This window comes from Campylobacter sp. FU_520 (assembly GCF_025772385.1).
Taxonomy (GTDB): domain Bacteria; phylum Campylobacterota; class Campylobacteria; order Campylobacterales; family Campylobacteraceae; genus Campylobacter_D; species Campylobacter_D lari_C.
This window is the reverse complement of sequence record NZ_JAKMRZ010000017.1, coordinates 1-24,600: the sequence shown is the minus strand read 5'-3', so window position 1 is coordinate 24,600 and position 24,600 is coordinate 1. Positions and strand designations below refer to the sequence as shown.

The window sequence follows — 24,600 nt, the reverse complement described above, 5'->3', positions numbered from 1 at the left end:
ATAGAATAAAATTTTTTGTTTTTCACTTTTATTCACAGGGTGCTTTTTATTTTTGTTAAAATTTTATTTCTTAATTCTTCTACTATGGCTTTTAAGTTTTCATTTTCACTCATTAGTTCTTGAATTTTTTTAATATTATGTGAAATGGCCGTATGATCTTTCATATTAAAAAATCTAGCAAGCTGAGGCATAGACATAGTTGTAAGTTCTCTTGCTAAATATATCACAACCCTTCTTGCCATAACGATATTTTGTGTTTTTTTATTTGATTTTATATCATTAGGTTTAAGATTATAGCTTTTTGAAACATCAGCAAGTATGTCTTCAACACTAATATTTTCTTTTGTTTCTTTAATGTGATCTTTCATAAAGCTTTTAACAATTTCTAAAGTGATTTCTTGGTTAAAAAGCCTTGCTTGCGCATTTAGATTTGTAATCATACCTTCTATTTCTCGGATATTATCTCCCATTGAAGTAGCGATGTAGCTTATGACTTCAGGTTTGAGATAAATAGCATTAAATTCGCATTTTTTCTTGATAATTGCGATTTTTGTATCAAGTTGAGGTGGAGTGATATCTGCGATGATCCCATTTGCAAAACGGCTTTTTAAGCGTTCTGTTATGCCCTTTAGCATATTTGGAGGATTGTCACTTGTCATGATGATTTGTCCAAATTTTTCTTTGATTTCATTAAAAGTAAAGAAAAATTCTTCTTGAATTTTATCTGTTTTACCTAAAAACTGCACATCATCGATGAGTAAAACATCACAATTTTTGTATTTTTCATGGAATTTACTCATGGTTTTGTTATTTAAATGCATGGTAAAATCATTGATAAAATTATCACTTGTAGCATAAATAACCTTATATCCATTATCCAAGCATACATTTCCGACAGCTTGAAGCAAGTGAGTTTTTCCAAGTCCTGTAGGGCCATAGATAAAGATAGGGTTATATAATTTTCCAAGTTTACTTTTATCGGTAATAGCTTTGCAGGTTGCATAGGCAAATTGATTAGAATCTCCTACAACAAAGCTTTCAAAAGTAAAAGAAGGATTTAAAATAGTGCTTTGAAATTTAATCTGTGAAATATCTGTAGAAAAATGTTTTTTCTCTACCTTTTGATCATTTGTAATGATTTTAACTTGAGGATTAATTCCTGTTTTTACTTCATAAAAATAAGCTAATTTTTGTGCGTATTTTGTTTGTATAAATTTAGCCAAAAAATGATTTGGTGCGATAAATACTAAGATATTATTTTTACTTAATTTTTCACTAAATTGTAAGTGAGAAATGTAAGTATTGTATTCGTTATTGCTAATTTCAGTTTTAAACTCAAGTAAAAAATCTTTTATATTCATTATTTTTCTTATAAATTATGATGTAAAACTTAAAATTCTAGCTTATTTTTTATAAAAAATGGTTAAAATTATTCACATAAAAATTTAAATTTCACATCTATGTGAATAAAAAGGTGAAAAGTTTGAAAGTTTTAGGGATAGATCCTGGTTCTAGGTATTGTGGATATGCTATTGTAGAAAGGATTAATAATAAAAATCAACTCATAGAAGCAGGGCTTATCAAAATTAAACCTAATGATTTACAGTATCAAATCACAGAATTATGTGAAGGACTTGATCTAATCTTTAAAAATCATCAATTTGATGAGGTAGCTATAGAAGATATATTTTTTGCTTATAATCCAAAAACGGTTTTAAAACTAGCACAATTTCGTGGAGCTTTGAGTTTAAAAATCTTACAAACTCATGGAGAATTTGCAGAATACACACCTTTGCAAGTGAAAAAAACCGTAACAGGTAAAGCAAAAGCCACTAAAGAACAAGTAGCTTTTATGGTGAAAAGATTGCTTGGAATTTCAAAAGATATTAAGCCACTTGATATCACAGATGCTATTGCGGTGGCTTTGACACATTTAGCAAATTTGAGAGTAAAAAAGTGATTTTATTTTCCACTACCTATGAAATAAATTTCAACATCATGTAAAAGTTTTTCACATATAGCTGAATCAGTATTTTTTTCTACTACTAGGTTGATGTGATTTTTAGTATCTCTAAAGCTACCTGCAGATTTTGAATTTTTTAATTCTAATTTTTGATTATCTTTTAAATATTTGATAGTTATTACAAACTTATGTGCTGCACTTGCTTCGCCTAGGTTAGTTTCTATTAAAACATTCATATTTGATGCTTTTGCTAGAGTTGCTTGGGTTTTATTGATCACTTCTTTCATTCTTCTATTGAGTTCTAAAATTCTTGAAATGAATTTATTATCTATACTTTCAAATGCGATTTTTAGTTTATTCATTATTTCTTGATTAGTTGGTTTATCGGGAGCTACATACACCATATAAAGGCCGTTTTTAATATCTACTTTAGTACTTTTTGTATCACGCCCACTACCAAAAATTTTAATATAAATGGCATTATCAAGATATACTCTATCTATCATAGGCCCATAAATTTCATATTCTCTTTTTCTTACGATTACTTCTCTTGCGGCTACTTGAATTTTTACTGAACAATCATGAATTATAGGTTCCATTTCTTTTTTTATCTCAAGTAGTTCTCTAAGCATTTTCCATCCTTGTGTATTTTTAAATAAATTATAACAAAAAAAAATTGAATTTTTTTGTTAATTTTAGTTTGTGATATTTTTATATATTTTTGATTTTAAATTAAAAATTTAAGGAAAAAAATGAAAATAAAAACTATAGTTTCAAGTTTAGTTTTAGCAAGTGCTTTATTTGCTGCAAATTCTAACCATGCTCATCATGGAGCTTCTGGAAGTATTTCATCACAAATCATGATGAGTATGCATGAACCTATGATGAAAAATCCTTTAGTACAAAGTAATGATATAGAAAGAGATTTTTTAGCTAATATGATCCCACATCATCAAGGTGCTATTGATTCATCTAAGCTTTTATTAGAACATACTAAAAGTGAAGAGATGAAAAAAATCGCTCAAAATATCATCAAAGTTCAAGAAAAAGAAATCCAAGAATTTCAAGAAATTTTAGATAAAAATCTTTATACAAAAACTCAAATTGATGAAGAAACTTATAAAAAATTTGTCCAAGAAGAAAAAGAGTTAATGCAAAAAATGATGATTTTAATGAGTTCGGTTAAAGAAAGCAAAAACATCAATAAAGACTTTTTAGAAGCGATGATAGCACATCATCAAGGTGCGGTAGATGCTTCAAAACAAATTTTATTTTACTCTAAAGACAAAACTATCACTGATATAGCGAAAAAAATCATTTTAGACCAAGAAAAAGAAATTCAAGAATTTACGAATTTGTTAAAGTATATGTAATAAAAAATGGTGGCTCCGATTGGACTTGAACCAACGACCACCACCATGTCAAGGTGGTGCTCTACCAACTGAGCTACGGAACCAAAAAATGAAAATTATATAAAAATATTTTTACATTGTGCTTAAAATCACTTTTTAACTTTTTTCATATCATTTAGCCATAAGTCTAGCTGCGCTTCAAAGCCTATGCCTTTACTATGATAAAATTTCAAATCTTTTTCTAGATATCTTTGCTTAACCCAGCCACCAAAATCGTGCGGATAAAGGTAGTTTTTTCTTTGTGGGTTGTTATTATCAAGATAAGGAAGTATTTTTAATGCAGGGTTGTTTTGCACATAATTTAGTGCTTCATTTATAGCAAGATAGCTTGAGTTTGACTTGGGCGAACTTGCTAAAAATACCACACACTGAGCCAAGATGATCCTAGCTTCAGGATAGCCTATGTTTTTTACTGCTATGAGTGTGCTTGTGGCTAGATTAAGTGCTTGTGGGTTTGCATTTGAGATATCTTCACTTGCAAATATCACTAATCTTCTAGCGATGAAATCCGCACTTTCGCCCCCATCAATCAACCTCGCAAGATAATACAAACTCGCATCTACATCACTTCCTCTTAAGCTTTTTATCATAGAACTAGCTAGTCTATAGTGTGTATCTTTACTTGAAGTGCCATCGCTTAAAACATTTGCTCTTAATTTTTTTAAAGTTTCAAGCGTGATATGAGTGCTATCTAAAGCCAAAGCAAACTCACATAAATTTAAAAAGCTTCTTGCATCATTTGCGCTAGAAGTGATTAAAAAGTCTTTGGCATCATCATCGATTTTACATTGGAGTTTTTCTTGTACCTTTGTGGCAAGTTTTTCTAAGTCTTTATACTCTAAACCTTTAAATTCAAAAAGCATACTTCTGCTTCTTATGCCTGAAGTTAAAGTAAAGTAAGGGTTTTCAGTGCTTGCGCCTATGAAAAGGCATTTTTGATTTTCCAAAGGGATTAAAAGTATTTCTTGTTGGGTTTTTGAAAGCCTATGCACCTCATCGATAAATATCAAAGGTTTATATAAAGAATTTTCATAATTATTTAGTATTTTTCTAAGTTCTTCAAGTTTAAAATTTCCTCCATCAAACTCATAAAAGTCTAGTTTATACTCATACGCTATAGCCCTTGCAAAAGAAGTCTTCCCACAACCTGCTGGACCAAAAAATACACTATGAGGGAGTTTTGAAACTTGTATGAATTTTTTAAAAATTTCTACTAAATTTTCTTGTCCTAAAACCTCATCTAAAGTTTTAGGACGAAAAGTTAAGCTTAAATTTGTCATTGTGGATTTATGGTAAGTCTTTCGCCATTAATGATAGTTGTAACATCACTTTTATTAGAATCATCATAGATAAAATCAAGCACATAAGAGCCATTATTATCTACAAAATAAGTATCAAAATTTGCAAAATCAGGCCAAATTTGACTAGGAAGAATTTCAGTGTTTGCATGCAATTGTGATTTTATATTATTTTCAGTGAAAATAGTTTGTCCATTTGCGTCAAATTTTTTACCTTCTTTTTCAAAACTTAGATTATTTAAGATGATTTGTGGGTTTGCTTTTAAAAACTGACTTGCTAAAAGCATCATAGAAAAAATATCAGTGTTTGAGTTTTGCACTAAACTATCATAAGCTTTTTTAGAAAGATTATTAAAATTCATATCTAAATTAATATTATTTAACATAAAGTTTTCATTTGCAAGATTAAATTTAGCTAAATCTAGTTTTAAAACACTATCATAATCATTTTGAGCATTTTGAGCTGTTTTTGCAAAAATTTTTAATTTATCAAAGTCAAAAGCAATAGAACTTATAAAATTAACATTATCAATGCTTATATTTTGCTCACTATTTCTACTAGGGCTAAAAATATCATTAAAACTTAATTTTTGTATAGGAAATTCAGAAATTTTGATATTTTTTGCTTCTAATTTTTCTTCATGAGATAGTTGTTCTAATAAAACATAACCTAGATTAAGTTCCATATTTTTTACAAATTCCTCAGAACCTGTAATCTTAAAAGATGTATTATTTAAAACTAAATTTGTATTATTGCGGGTAAAATTAATATCATTTATTTTTGCATTGATATTAATGTCTCCACCTTTTGCACTAACTAAGATTTTAAAGATTTCTTCATTTGGGAAAATGCCTTTTAAGTCTTCATTTTCATTTAAAATAGAAACGATGGCATTATTACTTGCAAAAAAATTATTAGAAAAATCCACATTCACTTTAAAACTATAAGGCAAGTCATTAAGTGTAGCTATAAAACTTCCTTTGGAATTTAAAAATCCTTTGGTATAGTTAGCATCTTCAACACTGTAATATGCTGTATCTTGGCTCATTTGAGCAAATATTTTTCCATTGATTGAGTTAATGTAAGAAGCTGAGGTAAAAAATCCTATAACTAGTAAAACTACTACTACAACTCCTGCGATGATTTTTTTCATTCATTTTCCTTAAGTGAAATTTTAAAAATTATATATTTTTATTACTAACTAATGCTTATAAAATTCTCACATTTATATATTACTTAACTTTTTTTCTTATAATTGTACTATTTAAAATCAAAGGTAAAAAAATGAAACTTTTTGGAACAGATGGAGTACGCGGTAAAGCAGGGGAGTTTTTGGATTCATTTTTAGCTATGCGTTTGGCTATGGCTGCTGGAATTTATTTTAAAGACAAAGCCCTTACAAATAATATCTTAGTAGGAAAAGATACAAGAAGAAGCGGTTATATGATAGAAAATGCTATCGTTTCAGGACTTACTTCTATAGGTTATAATGTTATAGAAATAGGTCCTATGCCAACACCTGCTATTGCGTTTTTAACTGAAGATATGCGTTGTGATGCAGGTATTATGATATCAGCTTCACATAATCCTTACTATGATAATGGCATTAAATTTTTTGATGCCCATGGGAATAAACTTGATGAGCAAGCAGAAGCGAAAATAGAAGAAATTTATTTTAATGATAAACTCATAGAAGAAGCAAGAACAACAAAATCACAAATTGGTCAAGCAAAAAGAATTGATGATGTGATAGGAAGATATATTGTTTCTATAAAAAATTCTTTTCCTAAAGAGCTGACTTTAAAATCTTTGCGCGTTGTTTTAGATGTGGCTCATGGAGCTTCTTATAAGGTAGCACCTACGGTTTTTAAAGAACTTGGTGCAGATGTGATTGTGATCAATGATAAACCAAATGGTTTAAATATCAATGAAAATTGCGGGGCTTTACATCCTTTAAATTTAGCTTTGGAGGTAAAGAAATTTAGAGCAGATGTGGGTTTTGCTTTTGATGGAGATGCGGATCGTTTGGTTGTTGTGGATGAAAAAGGTGAAGTAGCCCATGGAGATAGTCTTTTGGGTGTTTTAGCTTTATTTTTGAAAAAACAAGGCAAGTTAAAATCAAGCGTAGTTAGCACTATAATGAGTAATGGTGCTTTAAAAGAGTTTTTAGCTAAACACAAAATCACACATGAAACTTGCAATGTAGGCGATAAATATGTACTTGAAAAACTCAAAGAATGTGGTGGAAATTTTGGTGGGGAGCAAAGTGGGCATATTATCTTTAGTGACTATGCAAAAACTGGAGATGGCTTGGTAGCTGCTTTACAATTTAGTGCTTTAATGCTAAGTGAAGCAAAAAGTGCGAGTGAAATTTTAAATCAAGTTAAACCTTACCCACAACTTTTGCATAATCTTAAAATTTCAGAGAAAAAAGACTTAAGCAAGCTTACAGGTTTAGATGAGTTGAAAAAAGACTTAGAAAAAAAAGGAATTGCTAGTTTGTTTAGGTACTCAGGTACAGAAAATTTAATACGCTTACTGCTTGAAGCAAAAGACATTAAGCTTTTAGAAAAAGAAATGAAAGCTGTTGAAAGCTTTTTTATGAAAGCATTGAATGCTTAAAATCTTGCCTTTAAAATTTTGGCTTATTTTTGCTTTAGTTTTTATACTAGATCAAGCAAGCAAGTATTTGTTTTTGCAAGGGTTTGAGTATAAGGGTGAATTTTTTGACTTGGTTTTAACCTATAATACCGGTGTGGCCTTTTCAATGTTTGCCTTTTTAGGAGAGTATTTAAAATATATACAGCTTGTTTTTATTTTGGCTTTGTTTGGGTATTTGCTTTATCAAAAAGACTTTTTTAAAACGCATTTGATTGCTTTTGCTATTATGCTATCTGCTGGGTGTTCTAATTTACTTGATCGCTTTGTGCATATAGGTGTAGTGGATTTTGTATTTTGGCATAAGTGGTTTGAATTTGCTGTGTTTAATTTAGCTGATGTGATGATAAACATTAGCGTAGCTTTGATTTTAATAAAAGAAATTTTTAATAAAAAAGGAGAAAAATGTTAGATTTTTTAACCGACTGGTATTTATGGATTAAAATGGTGCATTATTTGGCTTTTGTTTCATGGATGGCTGGATTGTTTTATTTGCCAAGACTTTTTGTATATCATACAGAACATAAAGACAATAAAGGCTTTGTGGAAGTGGTAAAAATTCAAGAAAGAAAATTGTATTTTTATATCCAAACTCCTGCTATGATTGTAACTTTAATAAGTGGTAGTTTAATGCTTCATGCTAATAAAGCTTTAATGGTTGGATCAGGTTTTATGCATGCTAAATTAACCTGTGCTTTGCTTTTGATCATTTATCATTTACAAAATTATTATTATTATAGACAACTTCAAAATGATACTTGCAAAAAAAGTGGGAAATTCTTTAGAGCTTATAATGAAATTCCAACGATATTATTTATAATCATCGCTATTATGATGGTGGTAAGACCATTTTAATAAAAAGCCTTAAAAAAGGCTTTTTATCCTTTAAACTCCATACTTTTAAAATCAAGTGGATCAACATTTTCTTGCATGATATTAATGTGTTCTTTATCTTGTAAGCGTTTATCATCTCTAAATACAGCACGCACTAAATCCATACCCGTATAAAAATCTTTCATTAATACCATAAATAAATAACGCCCAAATTCGCTTGTGTATAAAGTATTATTTTCTTTTTTTATAGCTTTACTTAGTTTAAGGCCTAAAAGTTCTATGAAAAGATCTTTTTCTAAATTGCATTCTAAAGTTTTATTAAATTTATCAATCTCTATTTTACCTGCAAACATTTCGGTTAAAAAGACATATTTGATGATTTCTTTTTTGCCAAAATTAGCTTTAGCAATATTTGCATTTTGTTTTTCTTTGATGAGTTTAGAATAATCATTTAAATTAAAAGCATTGATTAAAAGTTCTCCATCTAAAAAGCTAAAAGCCCCGCTTCCTACGCCTAAATACTCATGATGGCTACTTACATACTCATCATTAAAGCTACTTTTTTCTAAAGAAAATGACCATGCGTTATTTCTTTCATAATCTTTGAAAAAATCTATAATGATTTTATAAAATTCAAATTCATTATCTTTAAAACTTACTCCTAGAGTTTTTGCAATATTATCTTTTGTGAGGTTTGATTTCATCAAAGGATAAGTTGTGATTTGTTGAGGTTTTAAGCTTTTGGCTATTTCTAAATCATTGAGTAATTGTTCTTTGGTTTGAGAAGGAAAATTAAAAATCAAATCAATACTCATAATAGGAAGCACACCTATGGCTTTAGAAAGCTTTTCTTGAAGTTCTTTGCTAGAGCCAAATTTATGGTATCTTGCTACTTTTTTTAAGGTATCATCATCAAAGCTTTGTATACCACAGCTTAAGCGATCTATTAGCCCTTTAAATATTTCTAACTTTTTAGGTTCGATATGATTAGGATCAGTTTCGCAAGAAATTTCTTTGATGTTAAATAATTTTTTGCAAAGTTCTAAAGTTTTAGCAAGCTCTTCTTCGTTGATTAAAGTAGTACCACCACCCACATACATAGAAGTAAAATCAAATCCTTTGTCTTTGATTTGTTTGATTTCTTCTCTTAAACTTTCAAAATATCTTTTTGCTAAATCTTCATTGTAATAATACTTATGAAAACTACAATATGGACAAAAAGTATGACAAAATGGTATATGAGCATAAAGCATATAAGATTTTTGTGGATTAACTTTTTTTTCTTGTCCTTCTTTTAAAAGTTTCACATCAAAACCATTCTCTAAAGATTTTTGCATGGCTTTATGTGAGTAAGAAAGAGCTAAGTTTTGTAAAAAATTCATATTTTTCCTAAAAATTTCATTTTGTAGTTATTTAAAAAGACTATAATTGTATCATATTTTTACAAAGGCTTTATAATGAAAAAGATTTTTATAGCATTTTTTGTATTTTTATTAGGGCTTATAAGCGTGTCAAATTCTGCACCTTTAGATGAAATTTTTCAAGATGTTAATGTTTCAGGTAGTATGCGTTATCGTTTTGAGCATAATAGCCCAAAAGATAGAGGAAATAATAATTTTAATCAAAGAATTCAAATTCAAATGCATTAACAACTAAGCCTTAAAGACTTAGTTGTTATAAAAGTTTTCCTTTAAGTTTTCTTCCATAGCTTTGATGTTTTCTTTTGATTCTTCTTTAGCGTTAAATCCTCCACCAAAGGCTTTCATAACATCTACAATGGAATTTGCAAGCTCATAAGATGAGTTAGTATAAGAAAGTTTAGCATTTAAGTAATTTCTTTGATCTTGTAAGAAATCAGCCAAGTTAATCACACCATTTTCATATCTTAAAGTAGAAATTTCATAAATTTTACTTTGAGCTAGAAATAAATTTTTATAATTTTGCTCATTTTCATAATAGCTTTGGCGGTTAAATAAAGCAAGTCTTATCTCTCCAAAAGCTGTTTTTAAGGTGTTTTCATATTGTAAAAAAGCTTCATCTTTGGTGAGTTTTGCAATATTAACATTATTCATAATCTCACCCCAATGAAAAATCGGCATTGCAAAATTTCCAGCTACATTCCAAGTATTGCTACCATGTTTGACTAAAAGATCTAAATCATTACTTTGAAAGCCCAAAAGTCCTGTTAAAGAAAGGTTTGGTAAAAATGCAGTTCTAGCTACTCCAACAAGATAATTTTTTTCTTCTAAAATTTTTAAACTAGCTTGCACATCAGGTCTTTGAAGTAAAATTTCACTGCCAATACCCTCAGGTATGTTAAGCTCGTATTGTCCTATTTTTTTATACTCTATACTATTATAAAGTATATCATCAATATCATTTGAAGTTAAGATTTTTAAAGCTTTGGTATTAGCTTCTTTTTGAATTTTAGCATTTGTGAGTAAAACTTTTGAATTTTCAAGCTCAGCTTTAAATTTGTTAAGTTCATACTCACTAATTACTCCAAGTTTAAAATGCTCTAATTTTAACTCATAAGTTTTTTGATAACTTTGGGTTGTTTCTTCTAAAATTTTTACTTGCTCGCTTAAACTTGCTAGGTTAAAATAAGTTTTTACTACATTAGAAATTAGACTTAATCTCGCACTTTCATAGTCAAACTCACTAGCTTGTAATTTTGCTTTTGAGGCACCATAAGTATCTCTGTATTTGCCCCATAAATCTACTTCATAGCTTAAATTTAAACCCATATTAAAATCATTACCATAAGCAAATTCATTGCTTTTATTGCTTGGAGCATTAATGCTAGTTTTTCCTCTTGCTCCACTAGCACTTCCATCAAGCTTAGGAAGTAAATCACTTCTTGCTATACCTAAAGTTTCATAAGCTTTTTGTAAATTCATATATGCAATTTGCAAGTCGTTATTGTTTTTTAAAGCTTGATCGACTAAGGTATTTAAATAATTATCATTAAAAGCATTCCACCATTGTTTATTAATGCTAATATTTTGATCTAAACTTTTAGTGTAATTTACATCTTTGATTTCTAAATTTGGTTTTAAACTGCAAGCCGTTATTAAAAAACAACTTGCAAAAATTATTAACTTACGCATTGATTTTACCTCTTTTTTTATCAAGCCATTTATTAAAACTTTCTAGTAAATAGAAAAATAAAGGTACAAAGAAAATGGCTATAGTAGAAGCTGCTATCATACCCCCTATAACACCCGTGCCAATTGCATGACGGCTTGCACTTCCTGCCCCATAAGCAAAGTATAAAGGTAAAATACCACAAATAAATGCTAATGAAGTCATTACAATAGGTCTAAATCTTAATTTTGCTGCACTAATAGAAGCTTCAAAAATACTTTTTCCTTTTTTAAGGTGTTCTTCCATGGCAAACTCAACAATCAAAATGGCATTTTTAGCTGAAAGACCTATTAAAAGTAAAAGCCCTGTTTGAAAATATATATCATTTTCTAAACCTCTAAGCCATACAAGAAGTAAAGAACCAAACACCGCAAAAGGCACAGCAGTGATTACTGCTAAAGGCATGAGCCATCTTTCATACTGAGCCGCTAGAATTAAAAATACAAATAAAAGCCCTAGTACAAAAGCTACTTGACCTGCGCCACTACTTGTAACTTCTTGATAAGCTGAACCTGACCAAGCAATAGAATAATCCTCTCCCAAGGTTTCTTTAGCAACTTGAGCAATAGCATCAATTGCCTGTCCTGAGGTATAGCCTGGAGCAGGATCACCTTGCACTAGTGCTGATGGGAACATATTAAAGCGTTTAACATCATCAGGCCCAACACCTCTATGAAGTGTTAAAACACTATCTAAGGCTATCATAGAACCATCTTTTGCTCTAACAAAGATGTTTTTTAAAGCATTTTGAGTATTTCTAAAATCTCCAATGGCACTAATATTTACACGATAATTTTTTCCAAGCATAGAAAAATCATTCACATAATAAGTTCCTATGGTAGCATTTAGTGTGCTAAATACATCTGCTAAATTTAAACCATAAAGTTTTACCTTATCACGATCAATTTCTAATTTTAATTGTGGGAAATTAGTATCAAGCGTTGTTCTTACATTGCTAAGCTCAGGGCGTTTATTTGCTGCTTCAACTAATTTATTTACATCAATTTGAATTTCATCATAGCTTTTACCACCACGATTTTGCGCATACATTTCAAAACCACCGGTTAAACTTAAACCTTGTATTGGTGGTGGATTAACAAAGAAGGTTTGGTAATTTGGGTTTAAGAAATATTGTTTATTATACATACTAGTTAGATCAAAACTATTTGTATCTCTATCATCCCAATTTTTCAAATTTACAAACATTGCACCAGCATTTTCTTTTAAAGAACCTGTGAAAAGATCATAACCTATAAGACCTACTACATTTGTTACATTTTCATTTTTACGAATTTCTTCTGCCATAGCATCCATTGATTGAGTGGTTCTATTAAGAGAAGATGCTGCAGGTAAGTTAACAATGGTTAAAAAATTTCCTTGATCTTCAGGTGGAACGAGTGAATTAGGTACAAGTTTGAAAAGTCCATATAAACCACCTAAAAAGATTATAAAAATCAATACAAATCGCACGGCTCTTTTAAGTATATAAGCTACACCGGCCCCAAAAACTTCAGTAGACCAATCAAAAATATCATTAAATTTTTTAACTAAGTAAAATGGCTCACCCTCGTTTCTTCTTAAAAAGATCGCACATAAAGATGGGGTCAGTGTTAAAGCTACAAAACCTGAGATTGCAACTGAAATCGCAAGGGTTATAGCAAATTGTTTTTGAATTTCTCCCACAAAACCGGATATAAATGAAACAGGTATAAACACTGCACAAAGTACAAGAACGATAGATACAACAGGCGCAGCAACTTCATCCATAGCTTTAATAGCTGCTTCTTTTATGCTTATATTTGGATCTTCATGCATGATTCTGTCGATATTTTCAACCACGATAATTGCATCATCAACAACAATACCAATGGCAAGTACTAAGGCAAAAAGTGTAAGTAAGTTAATACTAAAGCCTAAGACATATAATCCTGCAAAAGTTCCTAAAATAGAAACAGGCACAGCAATCATAGGTATAATGGTTGAGCGGAAATTTTTTAAGAATAAATACATTACAATCACAACCAAAATAAGTGCTTCAAAGAAAGTTTTTACTACTTCTTTAATAGAAGCTTTAATAAATACGGTTGTATCATAAGGCACTTTATAAGTTAAACCCTCAGGAAAACTTTTTGCTAATTCTTCAAATTTTTTCTGCACTAATTCAGCTGTACTTACTGCATTTGCTCCAGTTTGTAAGAAAATCAAAATAGGAGTAGCGTCATTTCCGTTTAATCTACCTTTAAAGGTATATTCTCTTGAACCTAAAGAAACTTCAGCTACATCTTTAAGTCTTAAAAAAGAACCATCACTATTTGCTCTTATGATGATGTTTTCAAATTCTTTAGTGTTTTTTAATCTTCCTTGCATAGTTACTGAATACACATAAGGAGATCTTTCTACCACAGGCTCTTGACCTATCTTACCAGTAGCATATTGAGCATTTTGCTCACTAACTGCAGCAATAACATCCGTTGCAGTAACTTGGTATTTGTTTAATAAATCAGGATTAAGCCAAATTCTCATAGAATAATTTCTTGAGCCAATAGCTACAGCATTGCCCACACCAGGAACCCTAGCAAGATCATCTAAGATATTTAATGCAGCATAGTTATATACTTCAAGTGAATCCATAGAACCATCAGGGGAATATAAAGTAGCAACTTCTAAAATACTTGAGCCGGTTTTTCTTACACTAACACCGGTTTTTTTAACATCTTCAGGAAGTCTTGCCATAGCAGCTGAAATTCTATTATTAACATCAACTGTTGCTTGGTCAGGATCTGTACCTATGTTAAAATACACACTTAAACTCATATCTCCTGAAGAACTTGAGGTTGAATCCATATAAATCATATTTTCAACCCCATTGATTGCATCTTCAAGAGGAATAGCCACCGTTTGAGCCACCGTTTGAGCATCAGCACCTGAGTAATTTGCACTTACTTTTACAACAGGTGGAGTTAGAGAAGGGTATTGCTCTACAGGCAAAGAATAAAGGCCTATAATCCCTGCTAAAGAAATGATAATAGCTACAACAGAAGCAAATACAGGTCTTTCTATAAAAAATTTAGAAAACATTATTTATTCTCCATTACGCTAACACTTGCACCAGGGCGGATTTTTTTGAAGTTATTTAAAATCACTTTATCGCCATTTTTTAAGCCCTTATCAATGATTGCTTTATCAGAAGTTTGATAAATAACATTAACAATAGTTTTAACTACTTTTCCATCTACTAGAGTATAAACATAAGTAGCACTATCATCTTGTAAAAGTGCAACTTGAGGAATTTCAAAACCATCTTTTTGAACAAAGCCTTCAACATGAACATTTGCAAAAGAACCAGGCATTAAACTTGAGTTGTTATTGTCAAAAATAGCCTTTGCTTTTACTCCACCACTATGGGTGTCTATAACACTATCTATAAAATATAATTTTCCATTAAAAAGCTCTCCGCCAACATTAGCTTGCACTTGGATATTTTCTAACCGCCAGTTACCGCTTTGAATATTTTTATTCATATTGATTTTATCTACATCAGAAATATAAAAGTCTGCAAAGATAGGGTTAATGTTTGTAATACGCACAAGCTCAGTTGATGAAGCGTTTACATAATCGCCCACATCCATTAGTGCATCTCCTAAAACCCCATCAAATGGAGCGCTTACTACGGTATATTTTAAGTCTAATCTCACATTAGCAAGCTTTGCTCTAGCGCTTTCTAAATTAGCTTTGGTAGAATTAAATTTAGCCAAACTTGCATCAAATTCTTTTTGTGAAATAGCATTTTTTTCTATTAAAATTTGATCTCTTTTGAAATTTTTTTCAGCATCATCAAAACTAGCTCTTGCTACCAAAGCTTCTCCATAAGCCATATTTACACTTGCTTGGTATTTATCAGGCTCTATAAGAAAAAGTTTATCGCCTTTTTTAACAGCTTGACCGCTTTTGAAATATTTTGCTTTGATTTCGCCACTTACTTTAGGTTTGATTATCACATCTAATTCAGTGCTTAATCTTGCAGGATAAGTAAATTCTAAAGGTAAATTAGCACTTTGCATAGTCATAATGCTAACAGGTTGAGGAGGGAGTTGTTTAACTTGTGCGTTTTTATCATCTGAGCATGCCACAAATATAAGTGAAGCACAAGCTAGGGTTAAAAGTTTTGTTTTCATTGGTTTCCTTAAAATTATTTATTTAGCTAAACAAAAAAGTAATTTATATTACAAAATGTATGATTATTATTTTATCAATCTTTAGTTAATTAAAATTAACAAGTCCTTGAGTAAATAGCTTTACGATTTTTTTTGCGTGATTTTGCTGTTCTTTTTTACTCATCGAAACCTTATTTTCAAAAGTGCTTTGTATAAAAAAGGTTCCTCTAAGCATAGCGCAAAATGTATAGCTTAAAAATTCAGCATTTTTGGCTAAATTTTCATTTTCTTCTTCAAATCTTTTTTGAAGTACATATTCTACCTCTTTTCTATTATCTCCTTTAAACCATTTGCCAAAATCAAATTTTTCATTATAAATTTCAGAATAGATAAGTCTTACTATGGCTATAGTTTTAGCGTCATTAAAAATTCCCAAATAAGCTTTTGCAAATTGATGAAGAAATTCTTCTAAATTAGCATTGGGTGAAAGTCGCATATTTTTATTTAAAATAGCTAGAAAATGATTTTCTGCAAAATCATTTAAAACTGCTTCAAATAAACCTTCTTTACTTTTAAAATGCTCATACACACAAGAAAATGAACCACCAGCTTGCTTGATAATATCTTTAAGATTGGTTGCTTCGTAGCCGTTTTCTAAAAACGACTCCGCAGCAATTTGTTTGATTTTTTCAAGCCTTGCTTGAGATTTTAAAGAAAGTCTTTTTTCCATTTTAATGTTTTTTGTGTTCTATAATTGAATTTTTAGGATATACAAAATTACTTTCTCTTGTGATTATGATGTTTTTATCATCAAGCGCATAAGCTTTGATAGTTAAAGGTATTACGGTATCTTTTCTATCATTATCAGCTAGTTTTTTAGTAGCTTTTAAAACAACTATTTGTTTATCTTTTTCACCAGCTTTTAATTTAAAAGGTTTTTTTGGTCTAATGATTTCTAAACCATCTTCAATGCCTTGTAATTTCATATCAAAATAATACTCATGAGTTTTATTGTCTGTGTTTTGAAATAAAAATACATAAGCATTGCTAATGATTAATTCTCCATCATGTGCTTTTCTAATTTGATAAAGTTCGCTAGAACGATTGATATTTAAAAGCATATTTTCTTTTTTACTTCCCATTAAAACTAAGGCTGCAAAAACACCACATAAAACCACTAAATATCCGATAGTTCTAAATCTAAAATATTTTACTTTTTCTCTTGTTTCAATGGCTTTTGCACTAGTCCAGTTAATCAAACTAGGGCGATCAAATTTGGCTTGAATTTTTGAACAAGCATCAGCACATTCAAGACAGTTAATACACTCAAGTTGCATTCCTTGGCGTATATCTATATGTGTAGGGCAAATTTTTACACAGGCTTCACAACCTATACATTCACCTTGTGGTGGTTTTTGATAAAGTTTGGTATGTCCATCATAAATCACACCCCCTCTTTTATCATCATAGATAACTTGAACGGTGTTATTATCAAACATTACAGATTGAATTCTTGCATAAGGACATACATAAACACAAAATTTTTCACCCAAATACACTATATCAAAAGTAAAGGCCAAAGAAGCACAAAATAAAATCCCTAAAAGCAATAAATGATCAGCAGGGTTTTGAATATATACAAAAAAATCTTCAGGTGGGACAAAATACCATAAAAATGCACTCATCATTAATAGCGAAAAAAGATAGAAAATCACAACACTTAAAACTTTTTGAACAAAAAATCCCTCAGCTTGTTTTTGTTTGTTTGCGGTGCTTTTGTGAATTTTAAAGATTTTTGTTTGCAATAAATCTCTATAAATAACTCTAGCAATAGTTTGAGGACAGCTCCAAGCACACCAAATTCTTCCTGCTAGAGTGGTAACAAAAAGTATAGTTAAAAACATACCCATGATAACAAAAGGCATTAAATAAAGCTCTTGGGTATCAAAAGCAATAAAAAACAAATTAAGCTTTTTATGATCAAAACTTAATAAAAAGAAATGATTTCCATTGATTTTTACAAAAGGTAATGCTATGAAAATAATCATAGAAATGATATAAGCTATATACCTTTTTTTAGTATAGTTGGTAATACAAGCACTCATTTTTATTTTCCTTAAAAAACGTTCTTTTAATTGTAATACTAGAAAAATTAAACCAAACTTTGTCTTAATTAAGAATTTATGTTTAATTTTTATTTATGTAATTATTACAAAAATAAATTTTATTTTCAAGTGAAATTGTGATATAATCCTTTTTTTAATTTTATTTAAGAAAGGTGGTGAGGGTCGTGCCAGGAATTAAGGTACATCCTAATGAGTCTTTTGATGAAGCGTATAGAAAATTCAAAAAACAAGTAGATAGAAATCTAGTTGTTACTGAAGTTCGCGCAAGAAGATTTTTTGAGCCTATGACTGAAATTCGAAAAAAACAAAAAATTTCAGCTCGCAAAAAAATGCTTAAAAGACTTTATATGCTTAGACGCTACGAGTCAAGACTCTAATACCAAAAAGCCGAATTTTCGGCTTTTCTTCGATTATTTTTATGTTTCTTTGGATTTTAATCATTCATTTTTTTGGACTTATTTTACCAGGACCTGATTTTTTCTTAGTAAGTTCTTATGCCTTAAGAGAGGGTATTAAAAGTGCTTTAAAAGCTAGCTTGGGTGTGAGTTTGGCCATGAGTGTGTGGATTATACTTTCTATACTTGGTTTGAGTGTGATTTTTCATCAATTTCCATTTTTGCAAATTGCTTTATCAAGTTTTGGAGCTTGCTATCTTTTGTATTTAGCTTATGGAATTTATAAAAATGCAAAAATAGGTAATATAAAAGTCCAAAAAACTCATATATCTGCATTTTTAAGTGGGATGATTACAAATTTATCTAATCCAAAAGTTATTTTTTACTTTGCTAGTGTTTTTGCAAGTTTTGATTTTACCCAAATGCGGTGGATGTTGATAGTTTTAATTTTTGTTTTGATTTTAGAAACTATAATTTATTTTTCTTTGATTTCTTTATTATTTTCAAAACCTTTCATGGTAAGAATTTATCAAAAGAATTTAAAACTCATTGATTATTTAAGTGCTTTTATATTTTTTGTTTTTGCTATGTCTATTTTAAGTAGTAATTTAATGACTATGGTAAATTAAAGCAATTAATTTTTATTAATACTTTTTTTGTTAAAATCTTATTTAAGTTAAACTTATTAAATTATAGGAAAGATTATGAAACACATTAAAACTATACTTAAACTTAGTATGATAAGTGGTATTGCTGCAATAAGCGCAGGTGCTTTAAGTGCATGTAGCAACAATACAAATGATTCTAATAATGCATTAAGTCAAGCAGCAAATGCTCAAGGTGCTTTTGTTATCATCGAAGAAACTGCTCCAAATCAATACAAAATCAAAGATCAATTTCCAAGTGATGAAACTAGAGTGGTTTTAAAACAACTTGATGGCACAGAAAGAGTTTTAAGTAAAGAAGAAATGGATAAGCTAATTCAAGAAGAAGCTGCTAAAATAGACAATGGTACTTCAAATTTAACAAATCCAAATAACGCTCAAATGAGCAGTGGAGGACTTTCTTTGGGTGAGACATTGCTTGCGAGTGCAGCTGGTGCTATACTTGGTAGTTGGATAGGCTCAAAGCTTTTTAATAATCAAAATTTCGCAAATCAACAAAGGGGAGCATTTTCAAATCAAAGTGCTTACCAAAGAAGTGTAAATAGTTTTAATAAAGCAAGTACAAGTGCTACTTCAGGCTCAAGTGCGAAAAAATCAGGCTTTTTTGGTGGTGGTTCCAAAGCTACTTCAAGTTCTTCTAGTTCTTTTGGATCTTAAGGGTGTAAAATGAATTTTTTAAAAGTAAATCCTTTAGAAAAATCTTACTTAGAACAAATAGGTTTTTCATGGCATACAGATAATGATGGAAGTGATTATTTAGATTCTAATTTAGTTTGTGTGAGAGAAAATGAAGCAAATGCATATTATGAAGCAGTGAATGAACTTTATGATATGTTTGTAGCTGCTGCACAAGAAGTGATTGATAATGATCGTTTTGATGAGCTTGGAATTCCTTTTAATTTAGTTGATGCGATTAAGATGAGTTGGGAAAATGATGTGCATTGGCATTTATATGGAAGGTTTGACTTAGCAGGTGGGCTTGATGGCAAGCCTATAAAGCTAATAGAATTTAATGCTGATACTCCAACATCTTTATTTGAAAGTGCTATTTTACAATGGGCTATTTTAAAGCAAAATAACCTAGATGAAAGTTCGCAATTTAATAATATATATGAAGCCTTAAAAGATAATTTTAAAAGACTTATCACTTTAGAAGAAGATGTAAGCGAGTTTGAAAAGTATTATGAGGGTTGGAAGATATTATTTTCTTCAATCGCAGGTAGCGATGAGGATATGATTACAACCAAACTTTTAGCACACATTGCTAGTGAAGCAGGTTTTGAGAGTGAGTTTTCTTATATTGATGAGGTTGAATTTTCGCCTGAAGGTATTTTTAAAAATGATGTAAATTTTGAGTATTTTTTCAAGCTCATTCCTTGGGAAAGCATAGCCATAGAAGAGGGTGAGCTTGCTATGCTTTTAACGCAAATCATGCAAAATCAAAAAGCAATCATTTTAAACCCTGCTTATACTTTACTTTTTCAAAGCAAAGGTATAATGAAAATTTTATGGGAGCTTTATCCAAATCATCCTTTATTGCTTGAAACAAGCGATCAACCTTTAGTGGGTAAAAAATGTGTTAAAAAGCCTGTTTTTGGTAGAGAAGGAGCTAATGTTTCTATTATAGAAGCTAATGGAGATGTAAGTTTTGAAACAAAAGGAGATTATCAAAATAATCGCTTTGTATATCAAGAATTTGCTGAGTTTAATAAAAATGAAAATGATTATTATCAAGCAGGAGTTTTCTTTGCTTATGAGGGTTGTGGATTAGGTTTTAGAAAAGGTGGTTTGGTACTTGATAATTATTCTAAATTTGTAGGACATATAGTAAAAGATTAATGAAAATAGTATGCTTAGATGCTGCTACCTTAGGTGGAGCAGATTTAACGGTTTTTGAAAGTCTTGGCGAGTTTGTAAGTTATGACTTAACTTCTAAAGATGAGGTTATTGCAAGAATAGCTAATGCACAAGTTGTGATGATAAATAAAATCATCATTGATAAAGAAGTGATTGACAACACTAATCTAAAACTTATTTTACAACTTGGTACAGGGGTAAATAATATAGATGTAGCTTATGCAAATTCTAAAGGTATAATAATAAAAAATGCCGCTAGTTATTCTACAAAAAGTGTTTTAAGCCATACCTTTGCCTTGCTTTTTGCTTTTTTAAATCAAATTCCATATTATGATAAATGGAGTAAAGATGGCAAATGGTGTGAGAGTAAAATGTTTTGTGATTTTAGCAAGACTTTGCACACTTTAACCGGTAAAAAACATGGTATTATAGGACTTGGAGCTATAGGTAAAGAAGTAGCTAGGGTTTCTCAAATGTTTGGTTCTAAAATTTGTTATTATTCTACCTCAGGAACTAATAATAATGATGAATATGAAAAAGTAAGCCTTGAAGAGCTTTTAAAAACTTGTGATGTAATTAGCATACATGCGCCTTTAAATGATAAGACAAAAAATTTATTAAGTAAAAAAGAACTAATGCTTTTAAAAGATGAAGCTATCTTGATTAATGTAGGACGTGGTGGAATCATTAATGAAGCAGATTTAGCTCAAGTTATGAATGAGAAAAACATCAAAGCAGGACTTGATGTGCTTGAAATAGAACCTATGATTAAAAATCATCCTTTACTTAGTATAAAAAATAAAGAAAATTTAATCATCACTCCACATGTGGCATGGGCAAGTGAAGAATCCATACAAAATTTAGTCCAAATTGTATTTAATAATCTTAAGGAGTTTATAGAAAATGGCAAGTGAACATAGTTTTGATATTAGCGGGGAAATTGACAAGCAAGAGTTAAAAAATGCTTTAGAACAAGCTAAAAAAGAGCTTGATAGTAGATATGATCTAAAAGGCATTAAAAGTGAAATAGAGTTAAATGAAAAAGAAAGTGTTTATAAACTTATTTGCTCTAGCGAAGCAAAGCTTGAAGTGTTAAAAGATATTGTTATTTCAAAGCTTATTAAAAGAGGGATAAACCCTAATGGTATTAAAGAGTTAAGCAGGGAAAGTGGGGCAAATTTTAGACTGAATTTAAAAGTTAATGATGCTATTGATACTGATAGTGCTAAGAAGATTAATAAAGCTATAAAAGATAGTAAGCTAAAGGTAACTTCAAGCATTAGAGGTAATGAAATTCGCGTAGTTGGTAAGCAAATTGATGACTTGCAAAGCGTGATGAAAATAGTAAAAGAACTCAATTTAGAACTTAATCTTAGTTTTAAAAACCTTAAATGAAAACTTTACTTCAAATAGTTTTTTTGTGTTTTGTGTGTGTTTTTTTAAGCTCTTGTGCTTTAAAAAGCAAAACACAAGCACAAAGTACTTATGTTATTTTAAAAACTCCAGAGTTTAAATTTGCCGATTATGGCTTTTTATATGAGGGAAAAAATTTTACAAGTTTAGAGCTTTATAGTGCTTCTAAAGCCTTGCTTGAATTAAAAATTAGCGATAAAATTTGTGTTAATGGTGTTTGTTATGCAAAACCTTTTTTTAATAAAAGATTTTTTAATAATGAATATTATGATGATTTTTTACAAGATCTAATCTATAAAAAGCCTATTTTTTATGGAAAAAATAAACAAGCTACCTCTTGTGGTTTTACTCAAAAGATTATAAGTAAAAATTATGATATTTTTTATGAGGTTTGTGACAAAAATATGATTTTTAGTGATAAAAAATCCAAAATCAAATTTAGCATAAAATCAATATAAAGGAAAATATGAAAGATTTAAAACTTTTTCTTAATGATACTTTTAAAAGCAATATTTATAAAAACTTACAATGCAGTGAAGATGAAATTTTAATCTTAAAGCATTTATGCAAAAATTATTTGCAGGCAAATGCAAGCATTAATGCTTATAATCTTCTTAGCGAAGTTTTTAAAAATGATGAGTATGAGTATTTAGATCATTTAAAAGATCTTAAAAATCTTATAGAAAAAGGTTTTATTGTTCAAATTTTTTCTGATTTTAAATCGAGTAAAAACTCAAGTTTGCTTTTAAATTTATTACAATGTGAGTTAAGTTTAAGTGAAGTTTTCTTGCAAGTTTTAGAAAATAAAACCATACAAGATTATATGCAAGATCAAATTTATGAAGATCATATTGCATATTTAAAAGATGAATTTTTTAAAATCGAGCTTTATCAAAGATTGCGTTTTTTTGCTAAAAGCTCTCAAAGTAAGAATATTAAAAAAGATATAACCACCTTTGAAGCATACATTAAAGAGCGTTTAAAGAAAAGTAAAATTTCTAATGTTTTAGCAGATATTTTTAAAGAATATGCTTTAAACGATAATGAATGTTTGATATTTATTAGTTTGTTAAAAGAAGAGTATTTGCTAAATACTGAAAATTCTTATAGTAGAGATTTTAATTTTTTACTTCATTTAATTAGCGAGGATGAGGCTCAAAAGCAAGAAAATAAAGCTTTGCTAGAAGAAGATTCTAAGTTACTTAGTTCAAATCTTTTAGAATATGATGAATTTGTTAATTCTTTGGGTGATATAGCTAAGATTTTTTATTTAAGTGATGATATTTTACAAAGAATTATTAATTTTAAAGAGCCAAAGAAGAATAAAAAAATTAAACTTCAAAATTTGGTTAAAGAACAAGATATTTTTGAGCTAATCGAGCCAAATATTAATATAGATGATGTTATTATGCCCCAAAGTACTAAAGATTTGTTAGAAAGTATATTAAAACAACAAGATAAAAAGGTTTTAGAAAGATTAAATAAATGGGGTATAAAAACCAATAAAAATATAGAAGCTAAGATAATTTTCTATGGTCCCGCTGGCACTGGTAAGACTATGAGTGCGCTAAGTATGGCAAAAGCTATGAAAAAATCCATTTTGAGTTTTGATTGCTCGAAAATTTTAAGTAAATATGTGGGCGAGAGTGAGCAAAATGTAAGAAAGATTTTTGATACTTACAAAGAGCTTTGTCAAACAAGTAAGCAAAGTCCTATTTTACTTTTAAATGAAGCTGATCAATTTTTAAGTACTAGAGTAGAAAGTAACGCTGGTGCTGATAAAATGCATAATCAAATGCAAAATATTTTTTTGGAACAAATCGAGCGCTTTAGTGGAGTTATCATAGCAACAACTAACTTTTTAGAAAGTTTAGATGTGGCTTTTTCAAGAAGATTTGAGTATAAAATAGAATTTAAAAAACCAAATTATGAACAACGCTTAATGATATGGCAAAAAGCTTTATCTAAAAATGCTAAATTTGAAGGTAGTTTTGATTTAAAAAAATTAGCCTCATATGAATTAAGTGGAGCTCAAATTGTAATGGTGGTTAAAAATACGGCTTTAAAAGCGGCTATTTCTAAAGATGGTGTTTTTAAAATGAGTGATTTTTTACACACCATAGAAAAAGAAATAGAATCTTCATTTGATAAAAATAAGATAGTTGGCTTTAAAAATTAAAATTCACACAAATTTCACAAGCAAATAATATCATTCTTTCAACTTTTATTTAAAGGAGAAAAAATGAAAATGAAATTAATGTTGGCTAGTTTGGTTTGTGCAAGTTCTATGTTTGCAGATATGATTGTTAGTCCAAGTGCTTTACCTCAAAAGGCTCAAGAGTTTTTAAGCACTCATTTTAAAGGCGTAAATGTAGGTTATGTAAAACAAGACGTGGATTCTTACGAAGTAAATTTAGTTGATGGAACAGAAATTGATTTTATCATTAATGGAGACTGGAAAGAAGTTGATGGTAAATACAAAGGTATTCCAACAGGATTTATCCCAAAAGAAGTTGTTGCAAAAGTACAAGCAGCGCAACCAAATGCAGCTATTGTAGAAGTAGATAAAAGAATTAATGGTTATAAATTCAGAACAAATAATATGATGGAAATTTATACAGATTTTAAAGGTAATATTTTAGGTCAAAAATTTGATGACTAATCAACCCACCTTTAT

General features: G+C 29.5%; 25 protein-coding genes and 1 tRNA gene. 15 read left to right on the top strand and 11 right to left on the bottom strand.

Annotated features, from left to right (window positions below):
• Positions 1 to 32: 32 nt before the first annotated feature.
• The gene (gene dnaA, locus L8W55_RS06740) at positions 33 to 1,361 is read right to left on the bottom strand and encodes a chromosomal replication initiator protein DnaA (protein ID WP_039617029.1); all 1,329 of its coding nucleotides are present in this window, start codon (positions 1,359 to 1,361) and stop codon (positions 33 to 35) included.
• A gap of 122 nt (positions 1,362 to 1,483) precedes the next feature.
• Between dnaA and ruvC the strand changes: the two genes are divergently transcribed.
• On the top strand, positions 1,484 to 1,960 hold the full coding sequence (ruvC, locus tag L8W55_RS06735) for a crossover junction endodeoxyribonuclease RuvC (protein ID WP_039619511.1): 477 nt from the start codon (positions 1,484 to 1,486) through the stop codon (positions 1,958 to 1,960).
• A 2-nt stretch (positions 1,961 to 1,962) separates the two neighbouring features.
• Here the strand turns inward: ruvC and L8W55_RS06730 are convergent, their stop codons facing one another.
• On the bottom strand, positions 1,963 to 2,595 hold the full coding sequence (locus L8W55_RS06730) for a hypothetical protein (protein WP_039619509.1): 633 nt from the start codon (positions 2,593 to 2,595) through the stop codon (positions 1,963 to 1,965).
• A 120-nt stretch (positions 2,596 to 2,715) separates the two neighbouring features.
• Between L8W55_RS06730 and L8W55_RS06725 the strand changes: the two genes are divergently transcribed.
• On the top strand, positions 2,716 to 3,336 hold the full coding sequence (locus L8W55_RS06725; RefSeq protein ID WP_263677948.1) for a DUF305 domain-containing protein: 621 nt from the start codon (positions 2,716 to 2,718) through the stop codon (positions 3,334 to 3,336).
• A 7-nt stretch (positions 3,337 to 3,343) separates the two neighbouring features.
• Here L8W55_RS06725 and L8W55_RS06720 read toward each other — a convergent pair.
• From L8W55_RS06720 to L8W55_RS06710, 3 genes are all read right to left on the bottom strand, one after another.
• Positions 3,344 to 3,419: transfer RNA gene (locus L8W55_RS06720), tRNA-Val, on the bottom strand.
• Positions 3,420 to 3,464: 45 nt separating this feature from the next.
• On the bottom strand, positions 3,465 to 4,655 hold the full coding sequence (locus L8W55_RS06715) for a replication-associated recombination protein A (protein WP_263677946.1): 1,191 nt from the start codon (positions 4,653 to 4,655) through the stop codon (positions 3,465 to 3,467).
• Positions 4,652 to 5,827, bottom strand: coding sequence for a YdgA family protein (locus L8W55_RS06710; protein WP_263677944.1), 1,176 nt, complete (start codon positions 5,825 to 5,827; stop codon positions 4,652 to 4,654). The genes L8W55_RS06715 and L8W55_RS06710 overlap by 4 nt, the downstream gene beginning before the upstream one ends.
• Before the next feature lie 131 nt (positions 5,828 to 5,958).
• Between L8W55_RS06710 and glmM the strand changes: the two genes are divergently transcribed.
• Genes glmM through hemJ form a run of 3 tightly spaced genes read left to right on the top strand, consistent with a single transcriptional unit; the run spans position 5,959 to position 8,187 of the window.
• On the top strand, positions 5,959 to 7,296 hold the full coding sequence (gene glmM, locus L8W55_RS06705) for a phosphoglucosamine mutase (protein WP_263677942.1): 1,338 nt from the start codon (positions 5,959 to 5,961) through the stop codon (positions 7,294 to 7,296).
• Positions 7,289 to 7,744 carry a signal peptidase II gene (gene lspA / locus L8W55_RS06700; protein WP_263677940.1) on the top strand — a complete coding sequence of 152 codons (456 nt, stop codon included), beginning with the start codon at positions 7,289 to 7,291 and terminating at the stop codon, positions 7,742 to 7,744. The genes glmM and lspA overlap by 8 nt, the downstream gene beginning before the upstream one ends.
• Positions 7,738 to 8,187, top strand: a complete 450-nt coding sequence (gene hemJ, locus L8W55_RS06695; protein WP_263677938.1) for a protoporphyrinogen oxidase HemJ — start codon at positions 7,738 to 7,740, stop codon at positions 8,185 to 8,187. Before lspA ends, hemJ begins: the two co-directional genes overlap by 7 nt.
• 23 nt (positions 8,188 to 8,210) lie before the next feature.
• Here the strand turns inward: hemJ and L8W55_RS06690 are convergent, their stop codons facing one another.
• The gene (locus L8W55_RS06690; RefSeq protein ID WP_263677936.1) at positions 8,211 to 9,548 is read right to left on the bottom strand and encodes a coproporphyrinogen III oxidase family protein; all 1,338 of its coding nucleotides are present in this window, start codon (positions 9,546 to 9,548) and stop codon (positions 8,211 to 8,213) included.
• A gap of 75 nt (positions 9,549 to 9,623) precedes the next feature.
• Here L8W55_RS06690 and L8W55_RS06685 point away from each other — a divergent pair, with 75 nt between their 5' ends.
• Positions 9,624 to 9,815, top strand: a complete 192-nt coding sequence (locus tag L8W55_RS06685) for a mini-MOMP protein (RefSeq protein ID WP_039627274.1) — start codon at positions 9,624 to 9,626, stop codon at positions 9,813 to 9,815.
• Positions 9,816 to 9,833: 18 nt separating this feature from the next.
• Here L8W55_RS06685 and L8W55_RS06680 read toward each other — a convergent pair whose 3' ends face one another.
• From L8W55_RS06680 to ccoG, 5 genes are all read right to left on the bottom strand, one after another.
• Entirely contained in the window at positions 9,834 to 11,276 is a 1,443-nt protein-coding gene (locus tag L8W55_RS06680; RefSeq protein ID WP_263677934.1) for an efflux transporter outer membrane subunit, read from the bottom strand.
• Positions 11,269 to 14,391 carry an efflux RND transporter permease subunit gene (locus L8W55_RS06675; RefSeq protein ID WP_263677933.1) on the bottom strand — a complete coding sequence of 1,041 codons (3,123 nt, stop codon included), beginning with the start codon at positions 14,389 to 14,391 and terminating at the stop codon, positions 11,269 to 11,271. Before L8W55_RS06675 ends, L8W55_RS06680 begins: the two co-directional genes overlap by 8 nt.
• Positions 14,391 to 15,488, bottom strand: coding sequence for an efflux RND transporter periplasmic adaptor subunit (locus tag L8W55_RS06670; protein ID WP_263677932.1), 1,098 nt, complete (start codon positions 15,486 to 15,488; stop codon positions 14,391 to 14,393). Before L8W55_RS06670 ends, L8W55_RS06675 begins: the two co-directional genes overlap by 1 nt.
• 85 nt (positions 15,489 to 15,573) lie before the next feature.
• Positions 15,574 to 16,197, bottom strand: coding sequence for a TetR/AcrR family transcriptional regulator (locus L8W55_RS06665; protein ID WP_263677931.1), 624 nt, complete (start codon positions 16,195 to 16,197; stop codon positions 15,574 to 15,576).
• A 1-nt stretch (position 16,198) separates the two neighbouring features.
• Positions 16,199 to 17,572, bottom strand: coding sequence for a cytochrome c oxidase accessory protein CcoG (gene ccoG, locus L8W55_RS06660; protein ID WP_263677930.1), 1,374 nt, complete (start codon positions 17,570 to 17,572; stop codon positions 16,199 to 16,201).
• A 185-nt stretch (positions 17,573 to 17,757) separates the two neighbouring features.
• Here ccoG and rpsU point away from each other — a divergent pair, with 185 nt between their 5' ends.
• The 9 genes from rpsU to L8W55_RS06615 all read left to right on the top strand — a co-directional run bounded on the left by rpsU (position 17,758) and on the right by L8W55_RS06615 (position 24,585).
• Positions 17,758 to 17,970, top strand: coding sequence for a 30S ribosomal protein S21 (gene rpsU, locus L8W55_RS06655; RefSeq protein ID WP_002780697.1), 213 nt, complete (start codon positions 17,758 to 17,760; stop codon positions 17,968 to 17,970).
• Between the two features lie 41 nt (positions 17,971 to 18,011).
• Positions 18,012 to 18,617 (top strand): LysE family transporter, encoded by a 606-nt coding sequence (locus L8W55_RS06650; protein ID WP_263677928.1) that lies wholly within the window; start codon positions 18,012 to 18,014, stop codon positions 18,615 to 18,617.
• A 75-nt stretch (positions 18,618 to 18,692) separates the two neighbouring features.
• Positions 18,693 to 19,310, top strand: a complete 618-nt coding sequence (locus tag L8W55_RS06645) for a UPF0323 family lipoprotein (RefSeq protein ID WP_263677926.1) — start codon at positions 18,693 to 18,695, stop codon at positions 19,308 to 19,310.
• A 9-nt stretch (positions 19,311 to 19,319) separates the two neighbouring features.
• Positions 19,320 to 20,492 carry a glutathionylspermidine synthase family protein gene (locus L8W55_RS06640; protein ID WP_263677924.1) on the top strand — a complete coding sequence of 391 codons (1,173 nt, stop codon included), beginning with the start codon at positions 19,320 to 19,322 and terminating at the stop codon, positions 20,490 to 20,492.
• Entirely contained in the window at positions 20,492 to 21,424 is a 933-nt protein-coding gene (locus L8W55_RS06635) for a D-2-hydroxyacid dehydrogenase (protein ID WP_263677923.1), read from the top strand. Before L8W55_RS06640 ends, L8W55_RS06635 begins: the two co-directional genes overlap by 1 nt.
• The gene (locus tag L8W55_RS06630) at positions 21,414 to 21,905 is read left to right on the top strand and encodes a YajQ family cyclic di-GMP-binding protein (protein ID WP_039619471.1); all 492 of its coding nucleotides are present in this window, start codon (positions 21,414 to 21,416) and stop codon (positions 21,903 to 21,905) included. Before L8W55_RS06635 ends, L8W55_RS06630 begins: the two co-directional genes overlap by 11 nt.
• Positions 21,902 to 22,381: a hypothetical protein gene (locus L8W55_RS06625; protein WP_263677922.1), complete on the top strand. Its 480-nt coding sequence runs from the start codon at positions 21,902 to 21,904 to the stop codon at positions 22,379 to 22,381. Before L8W55_RS06630 ends, L8W55_RS06625 begins: the two co-directional genes overlap by 4 nt.
• Positions 22,382 to 22,389: 8 nt before the next feature.
• Positions 22,390 to 24,102 carry an ATP-binding protein gene (locus L8W55_RS06620; protein WP_263677921.1) on the top strand — a complete coding sequence of 571 codons (1,713 nt, stop codon included), beginning with the start codon at positions 22,390 to 22,392 and terminating at the stop codon, positions 24,100 to 24,102.
• Positions 24,103 to 24,165: 63 nt separating this feature from the next.
• A complete protein-coding gene (locus L8W55_RS06615; RefSeq protein WP_263677919.1) occupies positions 24,166 to 24,585 on the top strand; it encodes a PepSY-like domain-containing protein in 420 nt (139 codons plus the stop codon).
• The last annotated feature ends 15 nt before the right edge of the window (positions 24,586 to 24,600 follow it).